Here is a 26,539-nt window from a genome sequence, read left to right on the forward strand (position 1 = left end):
GCTTATCATTTGGAATGGGAAAATGGGCGAAACAGACGGCAGTTCTATGGCGGCGCAGGGCGCGCAACCGAAGGACGGCAACGAAAATGTCACTGAGAGACCAGGACTTTTCTCTCGAATAGTGGATGCGTTCTCAACGCAGAGTGAAGACTCGGCTTCTGAGGTCAATGGGCAAGAGGTCGATCCGGCTCAACCTCGCGGCATGATTAACCTGCGCCGGATGCGGGTCGAGGACGTGGCGATTCCTACGGTCGAGATCGTGTCAGTACCGTCGACGATATCTAAAGATGAGCTGGCCCAGGTTTTCCGGGAAAGCGGTCTGTCCAGGATACCTGTATATGAAGGAACGCTGGATACGCCTTTGGGCTTTATCCACCTGAAAGATTTCGCTTTGACGCACGGGTTCAACGGCGGCTCGACTGAGTTTGATCTGGTGTCGATGTTGCGGACATTGCTGTTCGTGCCGCCATCGATGCCGATCGGTGTGCTGATGACCAAAATGCAAACCGAGCGCCGCCACATGGCATTGGTGATCGACGAATATGGTGGTGTCGACGGGTTGCTGACGATCGAAGACCTGATCGAACAGGTTGTTGGTGAGATCGCGGACGAACATGACGCGGATGAAAGCCAACTTTGGGTTCAGGAAAAACCTGGATGTTATGTGGTGCAGGCGCGGATACCCCTTGAAGATTTCGAAGCCGAGATCGGGCGATCCCTAACCAGCCACGAGGATGTCGATGAGGAAGAGATCGACACGCTTGGCGGGTTGGTCTTCATGTTGTCCGGACGGGTTCCAGCACGAGGAGAGGTTGTTCTGCATCCGGAAGGGCCTGAATTTGAAGTGATTGATGCGGATCCGCGGCGCATCAAACGGCTGCGTGTCATGCTGCCGGATATCGTTGCATGAACCTGATACGGGCTTGGCCCATTTGGCTTAGATTTGTCCTTTCTGGTTTGTTGGGAGGGCTGGCTGCATTTGGTCTGGCTCCCTTTGGGTATTGGGTGGCTTCTGTATTGGCGTTGGTGTTGGTCGCACCGATATTTCAGAGCACCGAGACACGTGCGCGTGCGGCGTGGATCGGTTGGGCGTTTGGGGCCGGGTATTTCGCCCATGCACTCAGCTGGATTGTCGAGCCGTTTCTGGTGGACGCCGATCGTCACGCTTGGATGGCTCCGTTTGCTTTGGTCTTCATGGCTGGTGGTTTGGCGCTGTTCTGGGCGCTGGCATTCTGGGTTGCTCGCAGGCCCGGCACGCGCGGGGTTTCACAGGCGTTGTTTCTCGCCTTGGCAATCTCGTTGGCGGAATGTGCCCGCGGTTATGTTCTGACCGGGTTCCCCTGGGCCGGGCTGGCGCAGGTCTGGGTCGAAACTCCGGCTGCGCAACTGCTGTCTTTGTTCGGGCCTTACGGGCTTGGGGCGCTGACCTTGGTGGCGACGCTGCCACTAGGGGCGGCTTTGGCGCTGCGTTCCGGAGTATTCGTGCCCTTGGGCATCAGCGTGGCATCGGTCGCATTGGCTTTGGGCTATGCGGGGACGCGGCCCGCTGTGGTCGAAACGGGACATATCGTTCGCTTGGTTCAGCCCAATGCGTTGCAACATCAGAAATGGGATCCAGAGTTTGCACCTCTGTTCTTCGCACGTCAGATCGAGTTTACTGCCGCCGAACCACAGCCTGACCTGATCGTTTGGCCTGAAACCTCGGTTCCCGCCTGGTTGGGAAGCGCGCAGCCGTATCTGGATGCCATCGCCGAGGCGGCGCGAGGCACGCCGGTTGTTCTGGGAATTCAACGAGGCGACGGGCCGCGTATCTACAACTCGATGATCTACCTTGATGTGGATGGGGCTCAGCAGGGGCTGTACGACAAACATCATCTGGCGCCTTTTGGCGAATATGTTCCGTTTGGCGACGTGATGGCGTGGTTCGGGATCTATGGCATGGCTGCAACCACCGGACATGGGTTCAGCGCAGGGTCGGGGGCGGCGCTGCTGGATGCAGGCCCATTGGGTAAAGCGCTGCCGTTGATCTGCTACGAAGCTGTGTTCACCCAGGATGTCCTATCCGCGCCGGGGCGCGCTGATTTCCTTCTGCAAATCACCAATGATGCGTGGTTCGGAACGCGCTCGGGACCGTATCAGCACCTGGCTCAGGCACAGATGCGCGCCATCGAGCAGGGGCTGCCCATGATGCGTTCGGCCAATACCGGCGTCTCCGCCATGATTGACCCGCTGGGCCGGATCACCGAGGCCCTGCCGCTTGGGCAGGCGGGCTATATTGATGCCGGACTTCCGGCGCCTCAGTCGGCGACAGCATATTCCCGAATGGGGGATAATCCTGTCTTTGCCGTGTTATTGGTGCTGTTTAGCCTGTTATGGTACGGGCTGCGGCGGCGAAACCTATGATTTCGCATTGACCCTCGGTTTCGGGGGGCTTATCCCCTCTTGTGCCCATCACAACGGCTTCCTGGCGTGACGGGGTAATCTTAATGGAGCACTTGTATGTCCCGACAGAACTATACCTTTACTTCGGAATCCGTTTCCGAAGGGCATCCGGATAAGGTTTGTGACCGTATTTCCGACGCCGTACTAGACGCATTTCTGAACGAAGAACCCGAGGCACGCGTTGCGTGCGAGACCTTTGCGACAACGGATCGCGTGGTGATCGGCGGCGAAGTGGGGCTGTCTGATCAGGACAAGCTGCATGACTATATGGGCCGCATCGACGAGATCGCCCGCGCCTGTATCAAGGATATCGGCTATGAGCAGGATAAGTTCCACCACGAGACGGTAGAAGTTACGAACCTGCTGCATGAGCAATCTGCACATATTGCGCAGGGCGTAGATGCGTCGGGTGACAAGGACGAAGGTGCTGGTGATCAGGGCATCATGTTCGGCTATGCTACCACCGAGACACCCGCGCTTATGCCTGCGCCGATCCAGTATTCCCACGCAATCCTGCGCCGTCTGGCCGAGGTGCGCAAGAACGGGACCGAGCCTGCGCTGGGCCCGGATGCGAAATCGCAGCTGTCAGTGATCTACCAGGATGGCAAGCCGGTTGGCGTCAGCTCGATCGTTCTGTCGACCCAGCATCTGGATGAGACGCTGAGCTCGGCCGATATTCGTGCCATTGTTGAGCCGTATATCACCGAAACTCTGCCCGAGGGTTGGCTGACCGATCAGACCGATTGGCACGTCAACCCAACCGGCAAGTTCGTCATTGGCGGTCCGGACGGAGATGCGGGTCTGACCGGTCGTAAGATCATCGTGGACACTTATGGTGGTGCAGCGCCACATGGTGGCGGAGCGTTTTCGGGTAAAGACCCGACCAAGGTGGACCGTTCGGCGGCTTATGCCGCGCGCTATCTGGCCAAGAATGTCGTAGCCGCGGGAATGGCCGAGCGTTGCACGATCCAGCTGAGCTATGCCATTGGCGTTTCCCGGCCTCTGTCGATCTATGCGGATACGCATGGCACGGGGCAGATCGCGGATGATCGGATTGAAAAAGCCGTCGGCCAGGTGATGGACCTGACCCCACGCGGCATCCGTCAGCATCTGGAGTTGAACAAGCCGATCTATCAGCGCACAGCAGCCTATGGCCATTTTGGCCGCCAGCCGGAAGCGGATGGAGGTTTCAGCTGGGAGCGCACAGATCTAGCAGACGCGTTGAAAGCGGCGGTTTGATCTGACTGTTATCAATTGGTGCGCCCTTGCGGGCGCGCCTATTTCTTGGGAAATGGATGAGAGGCGGCGGCTATTCTGCTCTGCCGCCGCCCCTTGCCTCTGAGCCGTCCCCGCAGTATGGGCACCGCCATGAGCACCCAGACCCCCCAACGCCCCCGCAGAAACTTTTATGGCCGCTTCAAAGGCAAGACCCTGAAGCAAAGCCAAAAGACGTATCTAAGCGAAGACCTCGATGCGCTGTCTCCGGGTGCTGTGGACTGGGAAAGCAATCCTGAACGCAGTCCGCTGGATCTGAATGCCCTGTTCGGTGGCAAGGATGTCTGGCTTGAGATCGGCTTTGGCGGCGGCGAGCATCTGGTGCATCAGGCGGCTAGCAATCCCGATATCGGTATCATTGGGGCAGAACCCTATATCAACGGTGTCGCCATGCTGTTGGGCAAGATTCGCAAGGCTGGGGTCGAGAATCTGGCGGTGCATCCCGGCGATGCGCGCGATCTTTTTGATGTCTTGCCCGAAGCCAGCATATCACGCGCCTTTCTTCTGTACCCCGATCCCTGGCCCAAAACCCGGCATCACCGCCGTCGGTTCGTGACCCCAGAGCATCTGGAGCCGTTGGCGCGGTCGTTGAAACCGGGCGCGATCTTTCGCGTTGCAACAGATATTCCCGACTATGTCCGCCAAACGTTGGAAGAGGTGCCGGGCGCTGGTTTCGAATGGTTGGCGGAACGCCCCACCGATTGGCGTGAGCCTTGGGAAGACTGGATTTCCACGCGCTATGAGCAGAAGGCCCTGCGCGAAGGGCGGACACCGCATTACCTGACCTTCCGCCGCAACGACTGATTGCGGCTGGACCAAGCGCCCCCAATTCGCTAATCGGCTTGGGAACTGATAGCGAAAACAGGAGCCCCCATGTCCGGACACGGCACGCCCATCCCGATGACCTCGCACCCTTGCGGTCCGCTGACCGGAGCGGCCGAGGTGCCTGGTGACAAGTCGATCTCGCACCGATCGCTGATCCTGGGCGCGATGGCCGTAGGTGAAACCCGGATCACCGGTCTGTTGGAGGGTGAGGACGTTCTGGACACCGCAAAGGCGATGCGTGCCTTTGGGGCTGAGGTGACAGATCACGGGGGTGGCGAATGGTCAGTCCATGGTGTGGGCGTCGGTGGCTTTGCCGAACCCGATCAGGTTATTGACTGCGGCAACTCGGGCACCGGCGTTCGGTTGATCATGGGTGCGATGGCGACCTCTGCGATTTCCGCGACATTCACGGGGGATGCCAGCCTCAACAAACGCCCTATGGCGCGGGTAACCGATCCTCTGGCGTTGTTTGGTGCGCAAGCTGTGGGACGCACCGGGGGGCGCCTACCTATGACGATTGTGGGTGCAGCAGACCCTGTCCCAGTAAAGTACGAGGTTCCTGTTCCCTCCGCACAGGTGAAATCTGCCGTTTTGTTGGCAGGTCTGAACGCACCGGGCAAGACCGTGGTGATTGAGGCCGAAGCGACCCGGGACCATTCCGAGCGGATGCTGGCCGGATTCGGGGCTGAAATCACGGTCGAGGATACCGATGAGGGGCGGGTGATCACCCTGACCGGTCGCCCTGAGTTGAAACCGCAGATCATCGTTGTGCCCCGTGATCCCTCCAGCGCGGCCTTTCCGGTCTGTGCTGCGCTGATCACGCCCGGATCTGATGTTCTGGTTCCAGGCATCGGCCTGAACCCGACCCGCGCGGGTCTGTTTACCACTCTGCGTGAGATGGGTGCTGACTTGACCTATGAAAATGAGCGCGAAGAGGGTGGTGAACCGGTCGCGGATCTACGTGCCCGGTATTCCCCCGATATGAAAGGAATCTCGGTTCCTCCGGAACGAGCGGCCTCGATGATTGACGAATACCCGGTTCTATCTGTGGTCGCGGCAAATGCCACAGGCACCACAATGATGGGTGGCGTAAAAGAACTGCGCGTCAAGGAAAGCGACCGTATTGATGCGATGGCCCGCGGCCTGCGCGTTAATGGCGTCACCGTCGATGAGGGCGATGATTGGTGGTCTGTGGATGGTTTGGGAATTGGCAATGTTCCCGGCGGCGGCACCTGTGAGAGCTTTCTGGATCACCGGATCGCGATGTCCTTTATGGTTATGGGTATGGGGGCGAAAAATCCGGTCGGAGTCGACGATGGCGGCCCGATCGCAACGTCTTTCCCGATCTTCGAACCGTTGATGGCTGGCCTTGGTGCGCGGCTGCAGCGAAACAACCGGTAAATGCGATGGCAGTTGCCAGTTTCACCATAGCAATCGATGGCCCGGCAGCAGCGGGGAAGGGCACGATTTCCAATGCCGTTGCCGCCCATTTCGGGTTTGCGCACCTCGATACCGGCCTGCTTTACCGTGCGGTTGGCCGCAGAACGCTGGAAGGTGCCGACCCGGTTAGTGCCGCGCAAACGCTGACTGCCGAGGACCTGGATCAGGGTGATCTGCGCACGGCTGAAATCGCGCAAGCGGCCTCGAAAGTTGCAGTTATCCCCGAGGTGCGGGCTGCATTGGTCGATTTTCAGCGCGCCTTTGCGCGCCGCGCGGGCGGTGCAGTGTTGGACGGTCGTGACATCGGAACCGTTATTTGCCCGCGGGCCGAGGTTAAACTGTTTGTCACCGCCAGCGCCGAAGTGCGCGCTGAGAGACGGTTTCTGGAACTGGACGCCAAGGGCCATGAGGTTACACGCTCACAGGTGTTGGCCGATGTGCGTGAGCGGGACGCTCGGGATGCCGAACGCAGCACGGCACCTATGAAGCCAGCTGAGGATGCGGTCATACTGGATACCTCGGACCTGAGCATTGACGCAGCTCTCGCCCGCGCGATTGAGGTCATCGAACCAGTTCTGCCCTAGGGCCGTTTGCCAGAGCAAACACAACTTTGTTCACTAAGCTTTGTTTGGCCAGCGCCCGAGGCGTCGATTACCTTTGTATCGACATCTGCCGGAGGTAATCGATGTTCCGCCTGATTTTGATTTTTACCTTTCTCGCCAGTGCGCTTTCAGCGCAAGAGGCAGAACCGCCAATGACCTACGAGCGTTTGGGCAAGATATTGTTTGCGCTTGACCCCGAGACAGAGCCTCTTGGGCCGGGCTTTCAGCTTACCATCGCGGAGGTTCCCGTTCTGGTGATTACCGACGTCAATGCGGACCGGATGCGGGCCATGGTGTCGATCCAAAGTGTCGAAGATCTGAGTGCTCAGGACATGCAACGGATGATGCAGGCGAATTTCGACAGTACCCTGGATGCGCGATATGCGATTGCCAATGGCACCTTGTGGGCTGCGTTCATCCACCCCTTGTCGCGGCTAGAAAGGGATCAGTTGATCTCGGGGCTGGCCCAGACGGTGAACATCGCCAACACCTACGGCACCTTGTATTCCAGCGGAGTTGCGGAATTTGGCGGCGGCGATAGCAATGATCTTCAGCGCGCTCTGATCGAAGAGCTTCTGAAAAAAGGCGAGGATATCTGACGCAGGGCCGGTACTTGCGCATTTCCTTTCTCGCAGCATCCACCATCCTAAAGAAAGTCGCGCAGTGGCGAGCGGCCTGTGTTGCCGGGTCTGATGACCCGGCATGTATGCAGGTTCGGCCGTCATAGTGCCTAGCTGGATGCAGGAAAGCTGTTATAGTTTCTCTCAGGCAAAAAGGGAAAGCTGCTTTACAAGCCCCAAAATCAAAAAGGGCAGGCGGCTAAAAAACCCCAAAACCAACAGGGACAGAAAATATGAATAATCGTTTGCGCAAGATCACCATTGTGGGTGGCGGCACGGCAGGTTGGATGACCGCGCTGATCCTGGAAATGGTGTTTTCACGCACGTCAGCACCCAAGGATCGCCCGCGTATCTGCCTGATCGAAAGCCCCAATATCTCGACTGTGGGCGTCGGCGAGGCCACGGTTCCACGGATGCCGGTCACGCTGCGCCAGGCCGGCATTTCAGAGCGGGATTTCTTCCGTGAGACCAACGCCTCGTTCAAGCTGGGCGTGAAGTTTTGTAATTGGAACAAGGACGCCAAGGGCAATCGCATTGATTACGTGAACCCTTTTGCGCATGGCCAGTTGTTAGAGGGGTTAGAGCCCGCAGAATACTTCCTGCGCTTTGGCAATGGCGATAGGGATTTCACGCAGTCCATCTCGCCCCATGATGATCTGGCGCGCCTGTGCAAAGGTGGGCGGCCACTGGGTCAGCCAGAGTTTGAGCAGCGGTTCGGCTATGCCTATCATCTGGATGCTGTGAAGTTTGCAGGCATGTTGACCAGGGTTTGCACCAAGCGCGGCGTTGAGCACATCCAGGACGAGGTGAAATCGGTCGAGCTGGATGAGCAGGGCAATGTCAGTCATCTGATGCTGGAAAAGAAAGGCCGCCATGACATTGAGATGGTCGTGGATTGCACCGGGTTTCGCGGCTTGATTATCAACAAGGCGCTGGGCGAGCCATTCATGGATTATTCTGACTATCTGCCCAACGACCGCGCCATGGCGTTGCAGATCGAGCACCCGGATCCAGAAAAAATTGAAAGCGTCACACGGTCCACCGCACTTGGTGCGGGGTGGACCTGGCGGGTGCCGCTCTTTAACCGTGTGGGCACGGGCTATGTCTACTCATCCGCGCATCGCACGGATGAACAGGCGGCGGATGAATACCTCGAATGGCTGGGCGATAGCGGCAAAGGTGCGACGCCGCGTGTGATCCCGATGCGTATCGGACGAGTGCGCAATGCCTGGGTCAAGAATTGTGTGGCGATCGGACTGGCCGGAGGGTTCATCGAACCGCTGGAAAGTACAGCGATCCACATGATTGATCATGCGGTGCGCTGGTTCGCCGAGCATCTGCCCACGCGGGACATCGAACCGTCGCTGCGGGCGAGATATAACAAGCAAATGGACAAGCTCTATGACGAGGTTCTGGATTTCATTTGTCTGCACTACCGCTTGGGCAACCGCACGGATGATCAATATTGGATCGACGCGCGGACCGAAATGAAGATACCGGATCGGCTGGCCGAGAACCTTGAGCTGTGGCAGCACCGCCTGCCTTTGGAACGAGATATCGAGTTTGCAACGCTTTTCGATTTCCGCGTCTATCAAACGGTTCTTTTGGGTAAGCAGGTCTATGATACGGGCTATGGTGCCGGCATCCGCGATCGCTTGCGGCCGTTGAAGAAACCGATCTGGTTCCAGTGGTGGAAAGGCGCGAAAGTGGATCTTGCGCAGATACTCAGATCAATGCCTGATCACAAAACCCTGCTGCGCGATATCCGGGGCGAGCTAGAGCGCCCGGCCTTTGGAAAGGCCGCAGCAGCGAAGCCAACAGTCGCGATGCCGGGCGCGGCCCCGGTACCTTTGGCGGTCCAGAACATGCCGAATTTTGCCGAAATCCAAAGCGGCTCAAAAGATCTGCAACTGTTTTAGGCGCTCTGTCCTTTCGGAGCTGAAGAAGAATACAAATCGACCCGACCTCAGCCATGCAAGGCTGGGGTTTGCGTGTTATTTTGTGATACGCACGGTAAAACTTGCAGCGCCTGTGCGAACCCGTTATAGAGCGCGCGTCGACAAGGCGATTTGAGCCATAAAACAATGAGACGAGCAGGGTCGGACCAACCGGCCCTCTTTGTTTTGCGGTATATGTCAGGTCGTCTGACCAATCCACGAAGACCGGCGGAGACAACCGCTCGGCCAGCAAAAACGTATGTAAAGGAAAACACTGCCAGATGGCTGATACAACCATGGAGGAATTCGAAGCCCTCCTGAATGAAAGCTTCGAAATGGACACGCCCGAAGAGGGTTCTGTTGTCAAAGGTAAGGTTCTGGCGATCGAAGCCGGCCAAGCCATCATCGACGTCGGCTACAAAATGGAAGGCCGCGTTGATCTGAAAGAATTCGCAAATCCTGGCGAAGCCCCTGAAATCACTGTTGGTGACGAGGTTGAAGTTTACCTGCGCGCCGCAGAAAACGCCCGTGGCGAAGCTGTCATCTCACGTGAGATGGCCCGCCGTGAAGAGGCATGGGACCGTCTGGAAAAAGCATATGCCGACGACCAGCGCGTCGAAGGTGCAATCTTTGGTCGCGTCAAAGGTGGCTTCACCGTCGATCTGGGTGGTGCAGTTGCGTTCCTGCCCGGCTCGCAGGTTGACGTGCGCCCCGTACGCGACGCTGGCCCTCTGATGGGTCTGAAGCAGCCGTTCCAGATTCTGAAAATGGACCGTCGCCGTGGCAACATCGTTGTTTCGCGCCGCGCAATCCTGGAAGAATCGCGTGCCGAACAGCGCGCCGAGGTTATCGGCAACCTGACCGAAGGTCAGACCGTCGAAGGCGTCGTCAAGAACATCACCGAATACGGTGCGTTTGTTGACCTGGGCGGCGTTGACGGCCTGCTGCACGTCACCGACATGGCATGGCGCCGTGTGAACCACCCGTCCGAGATCCTGACGATCGGCGAGACCATCAACGTTCAGGTCATCAAGATCAACAAAGAGACCCACCGCATCAGCCTGGGCATGAAGCAGCTGCAGGAAGATCCGTGGGATCTGGTTGCAGCCAAGTATCCGCTGAGCTCGGTTCATCAGGGTCGCGTCACCAACATCACCGACTACGGCGCGTTCGTCGAGCTGGAAGCCGGTGTCGAAGGTCTGGTGCACGTGTCCGAGATGTCCTGGACCAAGAAAAACGTCCACCCCGGCAAGATCGTTTCGACCAGCCAGGAAGTCGACGTCATGGTTCTGGAAATCGATGGCGCCAAGCGTCGCGTGTCTCTGGGCCTGAAGCAGACTCAGCGCAACCCGTGGGAAGTGTTTGCAGAAACACACCCCGAGGGCACCGAAGTCGAAGGCGAAGTCAAGAACATCACCGAATTCGGTCTGTTCATTGGCCTCGAAGGCGACATCGACGGCATGGTTCACCTCAGCGATCTGTCCTGGGACGAGCGTGGCGAGGATGCCATCCAGAACTACCACAAGAACGACGTGGTACAGGCCGTTGTGTCTGAAGTGGATGTCGAGAAAGAGCGTATCTCGCTGTCGATCAAAGCCCTAGGCGGTGACAAGTTCGCCGAAGCCGTGGGCGGCGTGAAGCGTGGCTCGATCATCACCGTTGAGGTCACCGCGATCGAAGATGGCGGCATCGAGGTCGAGTACGAAGGTATGAAGTCGTTCATCCGTCGTTCCGACCTGAGCCGTGACCGTGCCGAACAGCGCCCAGAGCGTTTCTCGGTCGGTAACAAGGTCGACGTCCGCGTCACCAATGTCGACAGCAAGACCCGTCGTCTGGGTCTGTCGATCAAGGCACGTGAGATCGCCGAAGAGAAAGAGGCCGTGGAACAGTACGGTTCTTCCGACTCGGGCGCATCGCTGGGCGATATCCTGGGTGCAGCGCTGAAGTCGGGCGACTAAGTCCGAGCCTCAGTCAAGCCGAATTTACGGCCCCGTGTGAAAGCGCGGGGCCGTTTTTGTTGCGAATCAACATGTTCGCATTTTCAGGCTAATTGGGTCTTAGGTTCATACATTTGTCAGGCAAATTACATGAACTGGCAAAAAATCGCGTTACTTAACTGTAATTTTCAACCTTTGCCCGCAGAGTTTACGTTCCCCCGAACCCAGTTTTTTCCTATACTGTTCAGAATAATAGGCATGGTTAACCGGTCGCCTGGGAGGGTAACGCACATGATCCGTTCAGAACTGATTCAGAAAATCGCCGACGAGAACCCGCATCTTTATCAGCGTGACGTCGAGCGAATCGTGAATACCGTGTTCGAAGAAGTAACGAATGCGATGGCGCGAGGGGATCGGGTTGAACTGAGAGGCTTTGGGGCGTTTTCAGTGAAACAGCGCGATGCCCGTGTGGGTCGTAACCCGCGTACCGGCGAAACTGTGCAGGTCGAAGAAAAATGTGTTCCGTTTTTCAAAACTGGCAAGTTGCTAAGAGACCGGTTGAACGGTAAAGCCTAGGCCATGATGCGCTACCTTCGATATGCTTTTCTCGCGGTCCTCGGGATCGTCTTGATTTCAGTCTCTCTGGCCAACCGCGAAGCGGTTGAGCTGACGCTTATTCCCTCGGCTATAGCCGATTTGCTTGGCTTCAATTTCAGCGCCTCGTTGCCGCTGTTCGTGGTGGTTCTGGGTGGCATCGTCGCTGGCCTGGTCATTGGCTTTCTTTGGGAATGGCTGCGCGAGCACAAGCACCGCCGCGATGCTACCGCCAGCAAAGGTGAAGTGCGCAAGCTTGAGCGTGAGGTCAAGAAGCTCAAGAAAGCGCAGAACGAAGGACAGGACGAAGTTCTCGCCCTGTTGGATGAGGCCAGCTGAGGCCCGGAATGTCGGATGTAGCGGTTAAAATCTGCGGCCTGACTGCACAAGATCACGTGCGCGCAGCAGCTGATGCGGGTGCACGGTATCTTGGTTTCAACTTCTTTCCGAAATCGCCTCGATATGTTTCGCCTCAACAGGCAGCAGCTTTGTTCGAGCATGTCCCCGTTGGGGTTGCAAAGGTCGCCTTGGTTGTGAACGCCACGGATGAGTTGTTGGACAGTATCACCGCAGTCGCCCCTTTTGACATGTTGCAGCTGCATGGCTCAGAATCTGTCGAGCGGGTGCAGGAAATCAAGGCGCGCTATGGGTTGCCTGTTATCAAGGTGGTTGGTGTTGCAGATGCCGAAGACCTGGCCGCCATTGATACTTATTGCGATGTTGCCGATCAGTTGCTGATAGATGCCAAGGCGCCAAGGAGCTCGGTTCTGCCGGGTGGAAACGGGCTGGCGTTTGACTGGCGTTTACTGGCTGGGCGCAAATACTGGCGCAAGCCCTGGATGCTGGCCGGTGGGTTGAACCCCGGAAATGTGGCCGAGGCCATCCGTATGACGGGCGCGCGTCAGGTCGATGTCGCCTCAGGCGTGGAAAGTGCACCGGGCATCAAGGATGCCGCGATGGTTCGTGCGTTTGTAGACGCTGCAATTCGGGCCGGCTGAGGTATCACATCTAAGGATTCCCATGTGCGTTTTACCATGGCAAATCCCGCCGCTACCTCCTATGAACAACGGGTACGACGATGGAGACACCCATGGCCAACGATCTTTTCAATTCCTTCATGTCCGGCCCAGACGAGCAGGGCCGTTTCGGCATTTTCGGCGGGCGTTTTGTCAGCGAAACGCTGATGCCGCTGATCCTGGCGCTGGAAGAGGAATATGAAAAGGCCAAGGACGATGCCACATTTTGGGCCGAGATGGACGATCTGTGGGCCAACTATGTGGGACGCCCCTCGCCATTATATTATGCCGAGCGCCTGACCGAGCATCTGGGTGGCGCCAAAATCTATCTGAAGCGCGATGAGCTGAACCACACCGGCGCACACAAGATCAATAACGTATTGGGCCAGATCATTCTGGCGCGGCGCATGGGCAAGACCCGGATCATTGCCGAGACCGGCGCCGGACAGCATGGCGTGGCCACAGCCACCGTTTGCGCCAAGTTCGGTTTGAAATGCGTGGTCTATATGGGCGCGCATGATGTGCAGCGACAGGCCCCGAACGTGTTCCGCATGCGCCTGCTAGGGGCCGAAGTGATCCCTGTGACGTCAGGTCGTGGCACATTGAAAGACGCGATGAACGATGCGTTACGTGACTGGGTGACCAACGTGCGCGATACGTTTTATTGCATCGGTACAGTTGCTGGCCCGCACCCGTATCCGGCGATGGTGCGCGACTTTCAGTCGATTATCGGCAAGGAAGCAAAGGAACAGATGCACAAGGCTGAGGGCCGTTTACCCGACACGCTCATCGCCGCCATCGGTGGTGGATCGAACGCAATGGGTCTGTTCTATCCGTTCCTGGATGATAAATCCGTCAACATCATCGGAGTCGAAGCCGGTGGTAAGGGCGTGAACGACAAGATGGAACATTGCGCCTCGCTGACCGGCGGCCGCCCCGGTGTTCTGCATGGCAACCGCACCTATCTGCTGCAGGATGATGACGGGCAAATCCTCGAAGGATACTCGATCTCGGCTGGTCTGGATTACCCGGGCATTGGCCCTGAACATTCATGGCTGAATGATATCGGCCGCGCGCAATATGTGTCGATCACCGACAAAGAGGCGCTTGAGGCGTTCCAGCTTTGCTGTGCAACCGAAGGCATCATCCCGGCGCTTGAACCTAGCCATGCGCTGGCTCATGTGATGAAGATCGCGCCGGATCTGCCCAAGGATCACCTGATCTGCATGAATATGTGTGGACGTGGTGACAAGGATGTTCAGACTGTGGCGAAATATCTGAACTTCGACATGTCGGATACCGAAGGCCGCAGCGCCGATTGACCAGGCGGTAAAATTTGAAATTTCTGACAAAAGCTGTGTGCCTTTGAACGGTGTGCAGCTTTGGTTTCCAGCCTGCGGCTTTTCGAATGTTGCGCAGCTGGGTAATTTTGTTGCGCACCCGCCACAGGTGCATTTCCACCTCTCAGAATATCATTGAGCGAATCCTGCCCCTTCGCCTAAACCCGCCGTTACCGGTCAAAACGGGCCGGACCCTAGCGAGCAGAGGTGATCACTCTCTCGGTGCGGACGGCGCTGCCGAAACCGTATGCCAGGGCCGAAACCGGGGATTGGTACATGCTTTGTAGCTCAGGTGGAAGAGCGGCGGATGGCAAGTCTGTGAGCGAAGGTTCGACACCTTCCAAAGCTCCAAATGTTGCTCATTCTGGTTAGAGCAATCGACTGTTAATCGATGTGTAGCGGGTTCGAGTCCCGCCATTTGAACAAACGCTGTTAGGTCAGCACCGGCCTTCAACGCCGGTCCGTGAAAACGGTCCAAATCATTAAGGTCCGGGTGTTCCCCAGCAGGGGTGGCACCGCGCTACGTCAGGCTTCGGCCGGGCGGGGCAGGGGTCTTCGCTGCTCTGGTCTTGGGCCGGAGGGCAGATGACGGTGTCGCCGGATTGGCGCCCCGCTTGATCCCTTGGGAACAGGCGGCGCATTGGTCCCGCGCCCCTCTCTCTGACCCTCTCGCAAAAGGGCACGGCGCGGGGGATGCCCGGTCTTTCACAGCCTTTATCCGAAGGCTTCACACTTGTCACCCAATCGGGGTGCAACCCACTGAAAACATGAAAAGGAGTTCGCTTTTGCGACGACGATAGAGCGAGACGAAAAGGAGAAATGAAATGACACTATTCCAAGATCTGATCGACCGGCTGACCGGTCATCAACGGCTGACCCTGACCGAGACCCAGCGGATGCTGGTTTTGCGCAAGGGGGTAATTGACACCATCCTCGGCCCCGGGAAACACCGGCTGCCACGCAGGGATGTGCTGACCGAGCTGCACGATCTGGAGGCTCTCTTTTTCGAGTCGCCCTATGAGCGGGCGCTGCTGCAGAACCGGCCCGAACTGACCGAGGCGCACCTGACCGAGTTTCGGGCAGGGCCCGACGAGGTTCTGGTTCTGCTTCGGGATGGTGTGCCCGCTCGAGTGCTGATTCCCGAAGTACGGGCGCTGGTTTGGAAGGTTGCCGGCCCTTGGGCCGTTGAGCAACACGCGCTGACCGAGTCCATGGTTGTGCCCAAAGCGGTCGCGCAGCGGCTGGTTCGGGTGGGGCTGCAGATGCACCTGACGCGGGTCGAGATTGCCGAAGGGCATGTCGGTTTGCTGACCGTGGATGGCGTGCTGGTGGATCGGCTGAACCCCGGCGCCCATGCCTTCTGGAAGGTGGGCCGGAACGTCGAGGTCAAGCAGATCGACCTGCGGCAACGAACCCATGAGGTAACGGGTCAAGAGATCCTGACCAAGGACCGGGTGACCATCCGGGTCAACCTCAGCGCCGATTACCGGGTCGTCGATCCGGTCAAGGCGATGGGGGCGGTGAAGGATTTTGATCAGGCCCTGCACCGGGCCCTGCAACTGGCGTTCCGGAAGACCCTTGGGTCGATGACGCTTGACCGGCTACTTGCCGAGAAGGTGGGCGTTGACACCGAGGCTGCGGATCGGGTGCGGACACAAATGGCCGGGATCGGCATCGAAGTGGGTGAGATCGCGTTGAAAGACGTCATCCTGCCCGGCGAGATGCGCGAAATCCTGACCGCCGTGGTCGCTGCCGAGAAACAGGCCGAGGCCAACGTCATCCGGCGGAGGGAAGAAACCAACGCCACGCGGTCTTTGCTGAACACCGCGAAAGTGATGGCGGAAAACCCGGTGATGCTGCGACTGAAAGAGCTGGAAGCGCTGGAAACCATCGCCGGCAAGGTCGAGCGGCTGACGGTTCATAACGGAACCGAGGGTCTGATGTCTGACCTTGTGAAATTGCGGGATTGATCCCGAATAAGGGCTGGTCCGGGTGATCCCGGGCCGGTCTGCCTAGTCCTGAACCGCGTGTTGGTTGAGAATGCGCAGAGGCACGATGTCCAGCGCCCGTTGATGTGTCGCCTCAAGATGAACCTTGGGCGCGCACCCTTCGTCATGGGCTTGCAGGAAGCGACCCGCACATAGACACCAGCTGTCACCGGCACGCAGCCCGGGAAAATTAAACTCGGGGCGCGGCGTGCTGAGGTCATTGCCGACATATTTCGAATAGGCCAGAAACTCGACCGTCATTACCGCGCAAACCGTGTGGCTGCCCTGATCCTCGGGGCAGGTATTGCAGGCGCCATCGCGAAAGAACCCGGTCAGCGGATCGCGGGAGCAAGGGGCGAGCACGCCCCCCAGAACATTTATGCTTTCCTGTTTCTGCATAAGAGCATCTTACAGGCTTTGCGCAATCTTGCGGAACATTTCTATGTTGATCTCATTCACGCCAGGGTCTCGAAACTTGCGATCGGCTCCGGTGGACACGATCAGCACCCCGCGCGGCTGGTCGAAATAGATATACTGACCATAGACGCCGCGGGCCATGAACTCGCCCTCATGCGCGCCCACGGGAATCCACCACTGATATCCATAGCCGATCTTGCCCGATGCGGTCGGGGCACTGGGCAGGACCGAAGCGGCGATCCATTCAGCCGGTACCAGTTGCTGCCCATCATGAACCCCGTTTTGCAGGATCATCTGACCGAAACGCGCATAATCGCGGGTGGTGAAATTCAAGCCCCCCAGAACAAAGGCAACTCCGGCCCCGTCGGTCACGTAATAGCCATCCCGCTCCAGCCCAAGTGGCTGTACAATGCGCTCTGTAAGCAGTTCGGCCACGCTGCGACCGGTTGCTCCTCGGACCACCATACCGATAACATGGGTGTCGATTGACACGTATTTCCAGATTTCTCCGGGTGTTGCGAAACTGTCCTGCAGCGAGGCGGCAAAATCGTCCAGTTCTCGGCCTAAGGCGACCACTCGACCCATCCGGTTGATGTCAGAATTGTAATCCAGATAATCCTCGTTGAAGGTCACACCGCTGGCCATGTTCAGCACGTTGCGGATCGTCGTACCATCATAGGCCGTGCCTTGCAGTTTGGGTACGTATTGCACGACAGGATCGTCCAATGAGGCGATTGCGCCTTCGTCCAGCAATATGCCGAACAATGCAGAAAGATAGCTTTTGGCAACCGACCACGAAATGCGTCGATCGTCTGGTGTGGTGCCCAGATAGTATTCCTCAAACCGGATCTGCCCGCCCTGCATCACAAGCAAGGATGTGACCGACCGGTCTTCGATCCATTGATCCGTGCCTGCTGGCAGGTCAAACCCGGGCCCGTAAGGCAATTCCCATGTGGCCCCATCCCCGCGCGGCAAGTTGACGGTTTTGAAAGCTGCATCCATATGCGAGAAATTGTGAACGATCTTTTCGGGGGAAAACAATGAGTTCACCGCCATCAAGCGTTGAATTTCCTCGCGTTTCCAGAACCCGACAACGGCGGCTGCCAGCACAAGCATCAGCGCGATACGCAGCACCCATTTAAACAAAGCTCTCATTTGTCGCCTCCCATGATTGCCGGTATTGGAGCCTGCCCGGGAAAATTCCGCAATCCGGACGTAGGGGCAACGGCAAAGGGCGCTATTTGAACTTGTCCATCAGCTTCTGCATGGCAGACCTGCTGTCCCCGGCGGGTTCGGTAATGGTCTGGGCCGCTGGTTTTGGGTGCTCGGACGGTGACTTGGACGAACGCGGCGGTGCCGTTCGCAGGGCAACGGCGTTCATGAACTTACCGCCATCGCCATTGGCCAGGTGCCTTGCGCCATCTGCAACGCCGCGCAGGACATCTTCCAACCAGTCGCTGTCAGCCTTTGCGAAATCGCCCAAGACATATGGCGAAACCAATTCTTTCCGCCCGGGATGACCGATCCCAAGGCGCACCCGATCATAGGCTGGGCTGATATGTTCGTGGATCGACCGAAGCCCGTTGTGACCGGCATGGCCTCCGCCTGCCTTGACGCGGACCTTACCCGGCGCCAGATCCAATTCATCATGTAGGACAGTGACGTCGGTCGAATCCAACTTGTAAAACCGCATGGCCTCGCCCACCGATTGACCGGACCGGTTCATGAAGGTCTGAGGCTTGATAAGCAAAACCTTTTCTTGACCAAGCCGCCCTTCGGCGATTTCGGCCTGAAATTTGGATTTCCAAGGACCAAAGCCGCAATCCTCGGCGATCCGGTCAACGGCCATAAAGCCAATATTGTGCCGGTTTCGAGCATATTTTGATCCGGGATTTCCCAGGCCGACAAACAGCTTCATCGTCATGTCCTTGTCTCAAGCGCGATATCGCAACTGGTTGATGGCACGGATCGGGGCCGATTTTCCAGCCCAACGGGCAAAAGAAAACGGGACCCCAATGGGGCCCCGTCACAAAAACCGAAACTTTGGGTCCGGCCTTATTCTTCTTCGCTTCCGACGACTTCGACTTCATCGGGTGCAACATCACCCTCTTCGCCCTCTTCGTCATCGCTTGTAGCCAGGCCGGTTGGGGCCGAGATGTTGGCGATCACAAAGTCACGGTCGATGGTCGGCTTGGTGCCAGCAGGCAGATCGACCGACGAGATGGTGACAACGTCGTTGATGTTCAGACCGGTCAGATCAACGGTGATCTTCTCAGGAATCTCACCAGCGGTACACATCAGCTCGACCTCAGGACGGACAACGGTCAGAACGCCGCCTTTCTTGATGCCGGGGGCCTCTTCCTCGTTGATGAAATCAACCGGAATAAACAGTGCGATCTTGGTGGTCCGACGCAGGCGCATCAGGTCCAGGTGGGTCGGCAGGTCTTTGACAACGTCACGCTGAACGTCGCGGCAGATGACGCGAACGTCTTCCTGGCCTTCAACCTTCAGGTTCCACAATGTCGACTTGAACCGGCCCGCTTTCAGGCGCTTGAACAGTTCGTTGAACGGGATCTGGATCGGCAGCGGCTCTTTGTCGCCACCAAAAACAATGCCCGGAACCATGCCGTCGCGGCGTGCCTGACGAGCGGCGCCCTTGCCTGTCCCCGTCCGTTCCAGAGCTACGAGATCGGGAATCTCTCCAGCCATGATATTTCTCCAATGTTAGGGCGGGTATCCTCCAAGGCTGTATACCCGCGTGAAGCCGCGTCCTTAGCTTGATTCATTGAGTTTGGAAAGGGGTTTTTGCAGCTCGTCTATTTTGCGAGGCTCTGTCCCGCGCTCCGAGGTATTTTCGGCCAGATGAAGCAGGGAATCCTTTCTTCAACTGGCTCTAAATATCTCGGGGGAGGCGGCCAATCGGCGACAAGGACAGAGCCCCCATGCGCGCGATCAATCTGTCCAGCTCCCTCCGAAGTCTTTCGGGACAAGCAAATTGTGCCGGCCCAGATCGCTCACATTGCGTTCACCGCAAAGCGCCATGGTCGTATCAAGTTCTTTCTGAATGATCTCAAGTGCCGTGGTCACGCCTTTCTGGCCCATTGCGCCAAGACCGTAAACAAAGGCGCGCCCGATAAAGGTGCCCTTCGCGCCAAGTGCCAGTGCTTTCAGAACGTCCTGGCCAGATCGGATGCCACTGTCCAGATGCACTTCGATGTCGTTTCCGACAGCGTCCATAATCTCGGGCAGGACACGAATGGAACTGAGCGCACCGTCCAACTGGCGTCCGCCGTGGTTTGAAACCACGATGGCATCGGCGCCCAGCTTGGCGGCCATCTTGGCATCCTCGGAATCCAGGATACCCTTGAGGATCACCTTGCCGCCCCATTGGTCCATCAGCTTTTCAACTTTGCCCCAATCCAGGCTGGGGTCGAATTGTTCCGCCGTCCATGTGCCCAGCGATCTTGTATCAGTGATATTATCAACATGGCCAACAATATTGCCGAAGTTCCGCCGTTTGGCGCCTAACATTTCGATGCCCCAGGTCCATTTTGTCATCAGATTGGCGATGGTCCTAGGCGTCAGCTTCGGCGGCGCGGACAGACCATTCTTTAGGTCCTTGTGGCGCTGCCCGAGTATTTGCAAGTCCAGGGTGATCACAAGGGCCGAACATTTTGCATCCTTGGCGCGTTGGATCAGCCGAGAGACATAGTCCTGATCCTTCATGGTGTAGAGTTGGAACCAGAAGGGCGCAGTGGTGTTCTCGGCCACCTCCTCGATAGAATTGATTGACATCGTGGACAGGGTAAAGGGGACGCCAAAAGCCTCGGCTGCTTTGGCGGCTTTGATCTCACCATCCGCGTGCTGCATGCCGGTCAGACCAACGGGGGCAAGGGCAACAGGCATGGTAACATCCTGTCCGATCATCTGCGACGCCGTCGTGCGCCCGGTCATATCAACCGCTACTCGCTGGCGCAGGCGGATATCTTCGAAATCCGAGCTGTTGTCGCGAAAGGTCTGCTCGGTCCAGCTGCCGCTTTCGGCATAGTCAAAGAACATGCGCGGGACGCGTCGTTCATAGATGTGTTTGAGGTCTTGGATATTGGTGATGACGGGCATGAGATGCGGCTTTCGAAAGATTGGTCCTTTTTCTTTACCAATTTTTCGAAAGCCTCGCAACGCCACGTTTCTGTGCGCAACGTTAGGTGCAATAGAAAAACCGCAGCCGGGTTGCGCCGACTGCGGTCAAGATTGCGAAACCGGTCGTTGGATCAGGCCGAATGTGCCCCATCTGCCAGCGATTTGACAAAATCCAGAACTTCACCAACCGACTTCCCGGCGGCGATCTGGCTGACAATGGCCGAGCCGACCACAGCGCCATCGGCAACAGTTGCGATTGCCCGCGATTTTTCCGGGGTATTGATTCCAAAGCCCACGATCACTGGCAAATCCGTGGCGGATTTGATCCGAGAGACCTCGGGGCCTACATTCGTGGCCTGGGCTTCGGCTGCACCTGTGATCCCCGTGATCGAGACGTAATACACAAATCCCGAAGTGTTCTGAAGAACGCGCGGAAGCCGTTTGTCATCCGTCGTCGGCGTGGCGAGGCGGATAAAATTCAATCCAGCCGCCTGTGCAGGCAGACAAAGTTCGTCATCTTCTTCGGGGGGCAGGTCAACGACGATCAGGCCGTCGATGCCAGCCTCAGTAGCGTCCGCCAGAAACCTTTCCACACCGCGGCTGTAGATGGGATTGTAATACCCCATTAGCACAATAGGCGTTGTATCATCCGTTTCCCGAAAAGCACGTGCAAGATCCAGTGTGCGTTGCAGGGTCATCCCGCCCTCTAGGGCGCGTTGTCCTGCTGCCTGGATGGTCGGACCATCCGCCATCGGGTCGGTGAACGGCAGCCCAAGTTCGATCACGTCGACACCGGCACCGGGCAAGCCCCTGACGATCTCAAGCGAGGTGTCGAAATCGGGGTCACCGGCCATGATGTAGGATACGAAGGCCTTTTTGCCCTCGGCCTTGAGGGCGGCGAACTTGGCGTCGATACGGGTCATCTGCGGTCCTTGCATACGGATTTGAACCTGATGTGCAGAAACTTTGCCCGGAAATCAATCCCGCTGGGCCAGTTTGCTTCAGAACCCGTAGTGATAACGCATGAACACTGAGTTGACGCCGGGATTGAAACTGTCCGTGCTCGCGTTCGAATTATGGGTGATGGCCAGCGAGAGCTTGTTTCCGTTTTCCAGGGCATATCCAATTCCGAAAAGGCTGCGGATCTGGAAATTTCCGCCGAGATCATTGTCATCGTTTGAGGCGTTGTAGTAGCCAGGCATCACGCTGGCCTCTGCGAACCACCGGTCAGAGATCGTATAGAGACCGACCAAACCGGCGCCAATATGCGTGTCGGCATCTGCATCCACCGTCAGAGCCACACCCCAGCCAGCACTGAGGCGCGTGGCTTCGTGAAACGGGCTGTGCTGGTATTCCAGTGACACGACCGCCTGATCATTGCTGCTGGTGTGGGTGAAATCCGCATATCCTGCTCCCAATACGATGGACTGCCCGTGTGCCATGGTCGTGGTGGCCAGCAAAGTGCTCATTAAGAAAAGTGTTTTCATCTCGGTACTTCTTGGTTTTCTCAACTCCCTGTCAGTTGGTGACGTGGCAGTGGCAGAATCAAGTATTCGAAGTACACGTTTGATTAACAGATAAGTGATGTTGCAACTGGGACTCGACCTGTTGCCGCCGTCCGGGTTGCGCATTTGCCCGGACGTGAATAGAAGACGCCGTCGTATCGCTTCAGGAGGCCGAGATGGGCTTTAAAATGGGAATCGTGGGTTTGCCGAATGTGGGCAAGTCGACTCTCTTCAATGCGCTGACCAAGACAGCGGCTGCTCAGGCGGCGAATTTCCCGTTCTGCACCATTGAACCCAATGTGGGTGATGTGGCGGTGCCCGATGACCGGCTGGACAAGCTGGCGGCGATTGCAAGTTCAAAGCAGATCATCCCGACGCGAATGACGTTTGTGGATATCGCGGGCCTGGTAAAGGGCGCGTCAAAGGGCGAGGGGTTGGGCAACCAGTTTCTGGCCAACATCCGTGAGACTGACGCCATCGCTCATGTGTTGCGCTGCTTCGAAGATGGTGATGTGACCCATGTCGATGGCCGCGTCGATCCCGTGGCGGATGCCGATACGATTGAGACCGAACTGATGCTGGCCGATCTGGAAAGCATCGAAAAGCGCCGTGCCAATCTGGTGCGCAAGCTGAAGGGCAACGACAAAGAGGCACAGCAACAGGAACGTTTGCTTGCCGAAGCGCAGGCCATGCTGGAAGATGGCAAACCCGCGCGTCTGGTCGAAGTTAGCGACGAAGACGACAAGGCGTGGAAAATGCTGCAACTGCTGACCACCAAACCGGTTCTCTATGTCTGTAACGTCTCGGAAGAAGAGGCTGCCGAGGGCAATGAATATTCAGCCCGTGTGGCTGAAATGGCCGCAGCGCAAGGCAACTCGCACGTCATTATCAGTGCCAAGATCGAAGAAGAGATTAGCCTGCTGGAAGAGGACGAAGCGCAGATGTTCCTCGAGGAAATGGGGCTGGAAGAGCCAGGTCTCGACCGTCTGATCCGCGCAGGCTACGACCTGCTGAAGCTGGAAACCTATTTCACCGTCGGCCCGAAAGAGGCCCGCGCCTGGACCATCCGCACCGGCACCGCCGCGCCGCAGGCTGCTGGCGTCATCCATGGCGATTTCGAAAAGGGTTTCATCCGTGCTGAAACGATCGCCTATGACGACTATGTTTCGGCAAACGGAGAGCAAGGCGCCAAAGAGGCAGGCAAGATGCGCGCCGAAGGCAAGGGCTATGTCGTCAAGGATGGCGATGTGATGCACTTCTTGTTTAATACCTAAGCGCCTTGGCATTGCGAACTGCAGAAAAGTCAGATGCGTCCAGTATCGCTGCCATCTCGATTGAAGTATGGATCGGAACCTACCTCAAACATGGTGTCAGTGGGATTTTTGCAGATTTCGCCTTGTCGGAATTCACAACAAGCAAAGTATTAGAACAGATTCAAAACCCGGATGAATTCATTCTGGTGTCCGACAATAATCAGGGGATTGACGGGTTCATCCGTGTTTCCCCTGCACGCATCGCCCCTGTTTCCGGGTGGTGGGGCATGGAGATATCGACATTCTACGTCCAGCCGCGCCATCACGGAAAAGGTATCGGAAGGCGTCTTTTGGCAGCTGCGCTGGAACATTGCCGGGATCAGGGGGCAGATGTGGTCTGGCTGATGACCAATGCTGAGAACACCTCGGCCATCAAGTTCTATCTGGCCAAGGGTTTTGAGTTCATTGGAGAGACCCACTTTCAGATCGACGATCAGAAGTATTTGAACAACGTCTATGCGTTGCACTTTTCCTGATCAGGGAATGAGGCCCCTTTCCAGACCAAATATTCTGTAAGACGGTCTTCTTTCCCTCTGCTTCAAGCGTTCATGCGCTTTGTGGCATCTTCCAGAATGAGGTCCGCGCCGCGCGCGGCCAGCATCATCACAGGCGCATTTGTGTTGCCTGAGGTGATGCTTGGAAACGAGGACGCGTCGACCACCCTAAGGCCTGCCACCCCATGCACCCGCAGTCGAGAATCCAGAACTGAATCCTGTTCCGATGTCCCCATGCGACATGTACAGCTTGGATGAAATATAGTTCCGGCGTTGGCGCGGAAATTCTCTAACATCTGGTCGTCATTCATCCGCGTAACATCTGGTTCTATCCGGGTCCGCGTAACACTGCGGATCGCCTCAGTCTGCGCCAGCTTCTGTAACACCCGACCCGCTTTGATAGCCATGTCGCAGTCATGGTTTGTGGAGAGAGAATTCGGTTGGATGGCGGGTGCATCCATGGGATCTGCCGAACGGATGTTGATCTCCCCTCTGCTTGTCGGCCTGCAGGGCTGGGCGCACAGAAGAAAGCCTGCTTCGGTATCAACGCCCGGCTGTCCTTTGGTGTCGGTCTTATAGGACATCGGATTGCAATAGATTTGCATATCAGCAAATTCGGCGGTTTCGTCCGAACGCACAAAGCCGCTGACCTGGTTGACGGGGACGCTGAGTGGCCCGCTGCGGGTCAGCAGATAACGAATACCGGACAACATCTGTCCCAACCGATTGCCAAGCGTATTATTCAATGTCGGCTCGGTCGCATGAAAGAAATGGGATATGCCAAGATGATCCTGCAATCCCTGTCCAACCTGCGACAGGTTATGGCGCACTTTGATGCCGTGCCTTTTCAACAGGTTCGCAGGCCCGATCCCCGAAAGCTGCAAGAGCTGTGGCGAGTTTACGGCTCCCGCAGACAGGATGACTTCACGGATCGCGAAGGACGTAACCACCTGACCTCCAACGTGATAGCGGACACCGGTGGCTTTGCCCTGATCCAGAATGACGTTCTGCACCAGAGCATTGGATACCACCCGCAGATTGCTGCGTTTCAGCGCAGGGCGCAGGAACGCGGCTGCTGATGACCAGCGGCGGCCGTTTTTGACGGTGCTGCGCAGGTTCATCATCCCTTCGGCGTCCTGACCGTTCAGATTGTCCGAAACATGCCAGCCCATCTGCCGTGAGGCCTCCAGAAAGTGGCGCGAAAACGGGTGCATGCCCTCACTGACATCACTGACCACAAGGGGTCCGTCCGTTGACGAAGGTGTTTGGCCTCTTTCGACATGGGTCTCGATCGCCTCATATGTCTGGCGAACCGTTTCCCAGTTCCAACCCTCTGCGCCTGCCTTGGCCCAGTCATCAAAATCATGCGAGAGGCCTCGCAAATATGCCATGGCGTTGATCGAGCTTGATCCGCCAATAACCCGCCCGCGCGGCCAATAGGCCTGACGGTTGTTCAACCCGGGATCAGCCTGGGCAGAGTAACACCAGTTCACCTTGGGATCGTTGAAGGTTTTGCCGTATCCCAGCGGTACATTGATCCAGAAACGGCGATCGGTTCCACCGGCTTCTATCAGCAACACTTTATGGCTGCCACACGCGCTCAGCTTGTTTGCCAGCACGCAGCCGGCAGATCCGGCGCCCACGATGATATAGTCGAAGGTCTGCGTCATCTCGAACCGTTTTGGGTAATAGGCCCCATGATTTGCACGCAAAGATTGTCAATTCAAACAATGTATATTACCCATTAGGCATAATTTTCATTGAAGGTAAGAAATGGCGAAACTGCCCCATGTCACCTGGTTGCGGGCTTTTGAAGTTGCCGCGCGTCACAACAGTTTCTCTGCGGCAGCAGAGGAGCTGGGGCTGACATCAGCCGCCGTCAGTCAGCAGATACGGTTGTTAGAGAAGCACCTAAACGTATCCCTGTTCGAACGCTTGCCGCGCGGGGTTGCCCTGACCGAAATCGGGCGGGCCTATGCGATGCCGGTTCAAAAGACGTTTTCCGAGTTAAGAGACGCAACCAGCGGCCTTTTCACCAATTCCCGCAGGCGGGTGGTCAAAATACGGGCCTCCATCTCATGTGCGGGGCTGGTAATCGCACCAAGACTGGTTGAGTTTGAAAACCTGCACCCCGACATCAAAGTGGACCTCTCCACCTTCGTCTGGGCGAACCGGTTTGGAGAGGAAGAAAGCGATATTGATATCCGGTTCGGCTATGGTGACTGGGATGACGGGATCGTCTCGCATCTGGGCCATGAATGTGCGGTGCCGGTCTGCCATCCCGATTATGCGGCATCTTTTGGCGCAGATCTGAGCATTCAAAATCTGGCCCAGGGCCGGGTCGTCGCAATCAAAGGGTCCGAGAATGACTGGATGAGATTGTCTGATCAATACACGCTCAATTTGGGCGCGCCCTCCAGAACGCTTCGAATGGATTCGTCATTTTTGGCCTTGCAGGCCGTCACGGCGGGGCAGGGCGCGGCCATGGTATTAGAAAGCTTTGCCCATGAGTACATTAAGCAGGGTTTGCTGGTGGCACCTTTTGATTACCGCCTGCCCATTCAACCTTCGCACTATCTGGTTAAGCGCAAAGGCGCTGAAGACCGCATCGAGGTACAGGTTTTCGCAAGTTGGGTGACGTCACTCTATTAGTG

The 26,539-nt window shown here is 57.2% G+C and carries 25 protein-coding genes, 1 tRNA gene and 1 riboswitch; of the genes, 18 read left to right on the forward strand and 8 right to left on the reverse strand.

Annotated elements, in window-relative coordinates:
- Positions 1-22 precede the first annotated feature (22 nt).
- From AC2FFB_RS17315 to AC2FFB_RS17385, 15 genes are all read left to right on the forward strand, one after another.
- Complete coding sequence (locus AC2FFB_RS17315) at positions 23-910, forward strand: hemolysin family protein (protein ID WP_142639432.1); 888 nt, start codon at positions 23-25, stop codon at positions 908-910.
- Positions 907-2,403 (forward strand): apolipoprotein N-acyltransferase, encoded by a 1,497-nt coding sequence (gene lnt, locus AC2FFB_RS17320; protein ID WP_496875225.1) that lies wholly within the window; start codon positions 907-909, stop codon positions 2,401-2,403. The genes AC2FFB_RS17315 and lnt overlap by 4 nt, the downstream gene beginning before the upstream one ends.
- A 42-nt stretch (positions 2,404-2,445) precedes the next feature.
- A riboswitch (SAM-SAH riboswitch) is annotated at positions 2,446-2,494 on the forward strand.
- Between the two features lie 5 nt (positions 2,495-2,499).
- Positions 2,500-3,681, forward strand: coding sequence for a methionine adenosyltransferase (gene metK, locus AC2FFB_RS17325; protein ID WP_142639436.1), 1,182 nt, complete (start codon positions 2,500-2,502; stop codon positions 3,679-3,681).
- 129 nt (positions 3,682-3,810) lie between these two features.
- Positions 3,811-4,521 (forward strand): tRNA (guanine(46)-N(7))-methyltransferase TrmB, encoded by a 711-nt coding sequence (gene trmB, locus AC2FFB_RS17330; protein ID WP_496690363.1) that lies wholly within the window; start codon positions 3,811-3,813, stop codon positions 4,519-4,521.
- 69 nt (positions 4,522-4,590) lie between these two features.
- Positions 4,591-5,943, forward strand: coding sequence for a 3-phosphoshikimate 1-carboxyvinyltransferase (gene aroA / locus AC2FFB_RS17335; protein ID WP_496690362.1), 1,353 nt, complete (start codon positions 4,591-4,593; stop codon positions 5,941-5,943).
- A gap of 5 nt (positions 5,944-5,948) precedes the next feature.
- A complete protein-coding gene (locus AC2FFB_RS17340) occupies positions 5,949-6,566 on the forward strand; it encodes a (d)CMP kinase (protein ID WP_142639443.1) in 618 nt (205 codons plus the stop codon).
- A 101-nt stretch (positions 6,567-6,667) separates the two neighbouring features.
- On the forward strand, positions 6,668-7,183 hold the full coding sequence (locus AC2FFB_RS17345; RefSeq protein ID WP_271951586.1) for a hypothetical protein: 516 nt from the start codon (positions 6,668-6,670) through the stop codon (positions 7,181-7,183).
- Positions 7,184-7,437: 254 nt separating this feature from the next.
- Positions 7,438-9,123: a tryptophan halogenase family protein gene (locus AC2FFB_RS17350; protein ID WP_142639447.1), complete on the forward strand. Its 1,686-nt coding sequence runs from the start codon at positions 7,438-7,440 to the stop codon at positions 9,121-9,123.
- 299 nt (positions 9,124-9,422) lie between these two features.
- Entirely contained in the window at positions 9,423-11,099 is a 1,677-nt protein-coding gene (gene rpsA, locus AC2FFB_RS17355; RefSeq protein ID WP_142639449.1) for a 30S ribosomal protein S1, read from the forward strand.
- A 270-nt stretch (positions 11,100-11,369) separates the two neighbouring features.
- Complete coding sequence (gene ihfB, locus AC2FFB_RS17360; RefSeq protein WP_271951590.1) at positions 11,370-11,654, forward strand: integration host factor subunit beta; 285 nt, start codon at positions 11,370-11,372, stop codon at positions 11,652-11,654.
- A gap of 6 nt (positions 11,655-11,660) precedes the next feature.
- Positions 11,661-12,011, forward strand: coding sequence for a lipopolysaccharide assembly protein LapA domain-containing protein (locus tag AC2FFB_RS17365; protein WP_271951622.1), 351 nt, complete (start codon positions 11,661-11,663; stop codon positions 12,009-12,011).
- Positions 12,012-12,019: 8 nt separating this feature from the next.
- On the forward strand, positions 12,020-12,670 hold the full coding sequence (locus AC2FFB_RS17370; protein WP_496690361.1) for a phosphoribosylanthranilate isomerase: 651 nt from the start codon (positions 12,020-12,022) through the stop codon (positions 12,668-12,670).
- 92 nt (positions 12,671-12,762) lie between these two features.
- Entirely contained in the window at positions 12,763-14,010 is a 1,248-nt protein-coding gene (gene trpB, locus AC2FFB_RS17375; protein ID WP_281973469.1) for a tryptophan synthase subunit beta, read from the forward strand.
- Positions 14,011-14,376: 366 nt separating this feature from the next.
- Positions 14,377-14,451 (forward strand) — tRNA-Asn (locus AC2FFB_RS17380).
- A 401-nt stretch (positions 14,452-14,852) separates the two neighbouring features.
- Positions 14,853-15,998, forward strand: coding sequence for a slipin family protein (locus AC2FFB_RS17385; RefSeq protein ID WP_496875226.1), 1,146 nt, complete (start codon positions 14,853-14,855; stop codon positions 15,996-15,998).
- Between the two features lie 42 nt (positions 15,999-16,040).
- Here the strand turns inward: AC2FFB_RS17385 and AC2FFB_RS17390 are convergent, their stop codons facing one another.
- The 7 genes from AC2FFB_RS17390 to AC2FFB_RS17420 form a co-directional block, all read right to left on the reverse strand.
- Positions 16,041-16,415 (reverse strand): DUF2237 family protein, encoded by a 375-nt coding sequence (locus tag AC2FFB_RS17390; protein ID WP_142639459.1) that lies wholly within the window; start codon positions 16,413-16,415, stop codon positions 16,041-16,043.
- A gap of 9 nt (positions 16,416-16,424) precedes the next feature.
- Positions 16,425-17,588 carry a serine hydrolase domain-containing protein gene (locus tag AC2FFB_RS17395; protein WP_142639460.1) on the reverse strand — a complete coding sequence of 388 codons (1,164 nt, stop codon included), beginning with the start codon at positions 17,586-17,588 and terminating at the stop codon, positions 16,425-16,427.
- 82 nt (positions 17,589-17,670) lie between these two features.
- A complete protein-coding gene (gene pth, locus AC2FFB_RS17400; protein ID WP_142639462.1) occupies positions 17,671-18,351 on the reverse strand; it encodes an aminoacyl-tRNA hydrolase in 681 nt (226 codons plus the stop codon).
- A gap of 137 nt (positions 18,352-18,488) precedes the next feature.
- On the reverse strand, positions 18,489-19,142 hold the full coding sequence (locus AC2FFB_RS17405; protein WP_142639464.1) for a 50S ribosomal protein L25/general stress protein Ctc: 654 nt from the start codon (positions 19,140-19,142) through the stop codon (positions 18,489-18,491).
- A 243-nt stretch (positions 19,143-19,385) separates the two neighbouring features.
- Positions 19,386-20,552, reverse strand: a complete 1,167-nt coding sequence (locus tag AC2FFB_RS17410) for an alpha-hydroxy acid oxidase (protein ID WP_142639467.1) — start codon at positions 20,550-20,552, stop codon at positions 19,386-19,388.
- A gap of 152 nt (positions 20,553-20,704) precedes the next feature.
- Complete coding sequence (gene trpA / locus AC2FFB_RS17415; protein ID WP_142639469.1) at positions 20,705-21,496, reverse strand: tryptophan synthase subunit alpha; 792 nt, start codon at positions 21,494-21,496, stop codon at positions 20,705-20,707.
- Positions 21,497-21,574: 78 nt separating this feature from the next.
- A complete protein-coding gene (locus AC2FFB_RS17420) occupies positions 21,575-22,060 on the reverse strand; it encodes an acyloxyacyl hydrolase (RefSeq protein ID WP_142639471.1) in 486 nt (161 codons plus the stop codon).
- Positions 22,061-22,254: 194 nt separating this feature from the next.
- On the opposite strand from AC2FFB_RS17420, the gene ychF reads away from it, so the two are divergent.
- Both ychF and AC2FFB_RS17430 read left to right on the forward strand, forming a co-directional pair.
- Positions 22,255-23,352 (forward strand): redox-regulated ATPase YchF, encoded by a 1,098-nt coding sequence (gene ychF, locus AC2FFB_RS17425; RefSeq protein WP_281995894.1) that lies wholly within the window; start codon positions 22,255-22,257, stop codon positions 23,350-23,352.
- Positions 23,353-23,357: 5 nt separating this feature from the next.
- Positions 23,358-23,867: a GNAT family N-acetyltransferase gene (locus AC2FFB_RS17430; protein ID WP_142639475.1), complete on the forward strand. Its 510-nt coding sequence runs from the start codon at positions 23,358-23,360 to the stop codon at positions 23,865-23,867.
- A 62-nt stretch (positions 23,868-23,929) separates the two neighbouring features.
- Here the strand turns inward: AC2FFB_RS17430 and AC2FFB_RS17435 are convergent, their stop codons facing one another.
- Positions 23,930-25,555, reverse strand: coding sequence for a GMC family oxidoreductase (locus AC2FFB_RS17435; protein WP_281995924.1), 1,626 nt, complete (start codon positions 25,553-25,555; stop codon positions 23,930-23,932).
- A gap of 103 nt (positions 25,556-25,658) precedes the next feature.
- On the opposite strand from AC2FFB_RS17435, the gene AC2FFB_RS17440 reads away from it, so the two are divergent.
- On the forward strand, positions 25,659-26,537 hold the full coding sequence (locus AC2FFB_RS17440; protein ID WP_142639477.1) for a LysR substrate-binding domain-containing protein: 879 nt from the start codon (positions 25,659-25,661) through the stop codon (positions 26,535-26,537).
- Positions 26,538-26,539: the final 2 nt, after the last annotated feature.

It is taken from the genome of Ruegeria sp. YTSA219 (assembly GCF_059609985.1).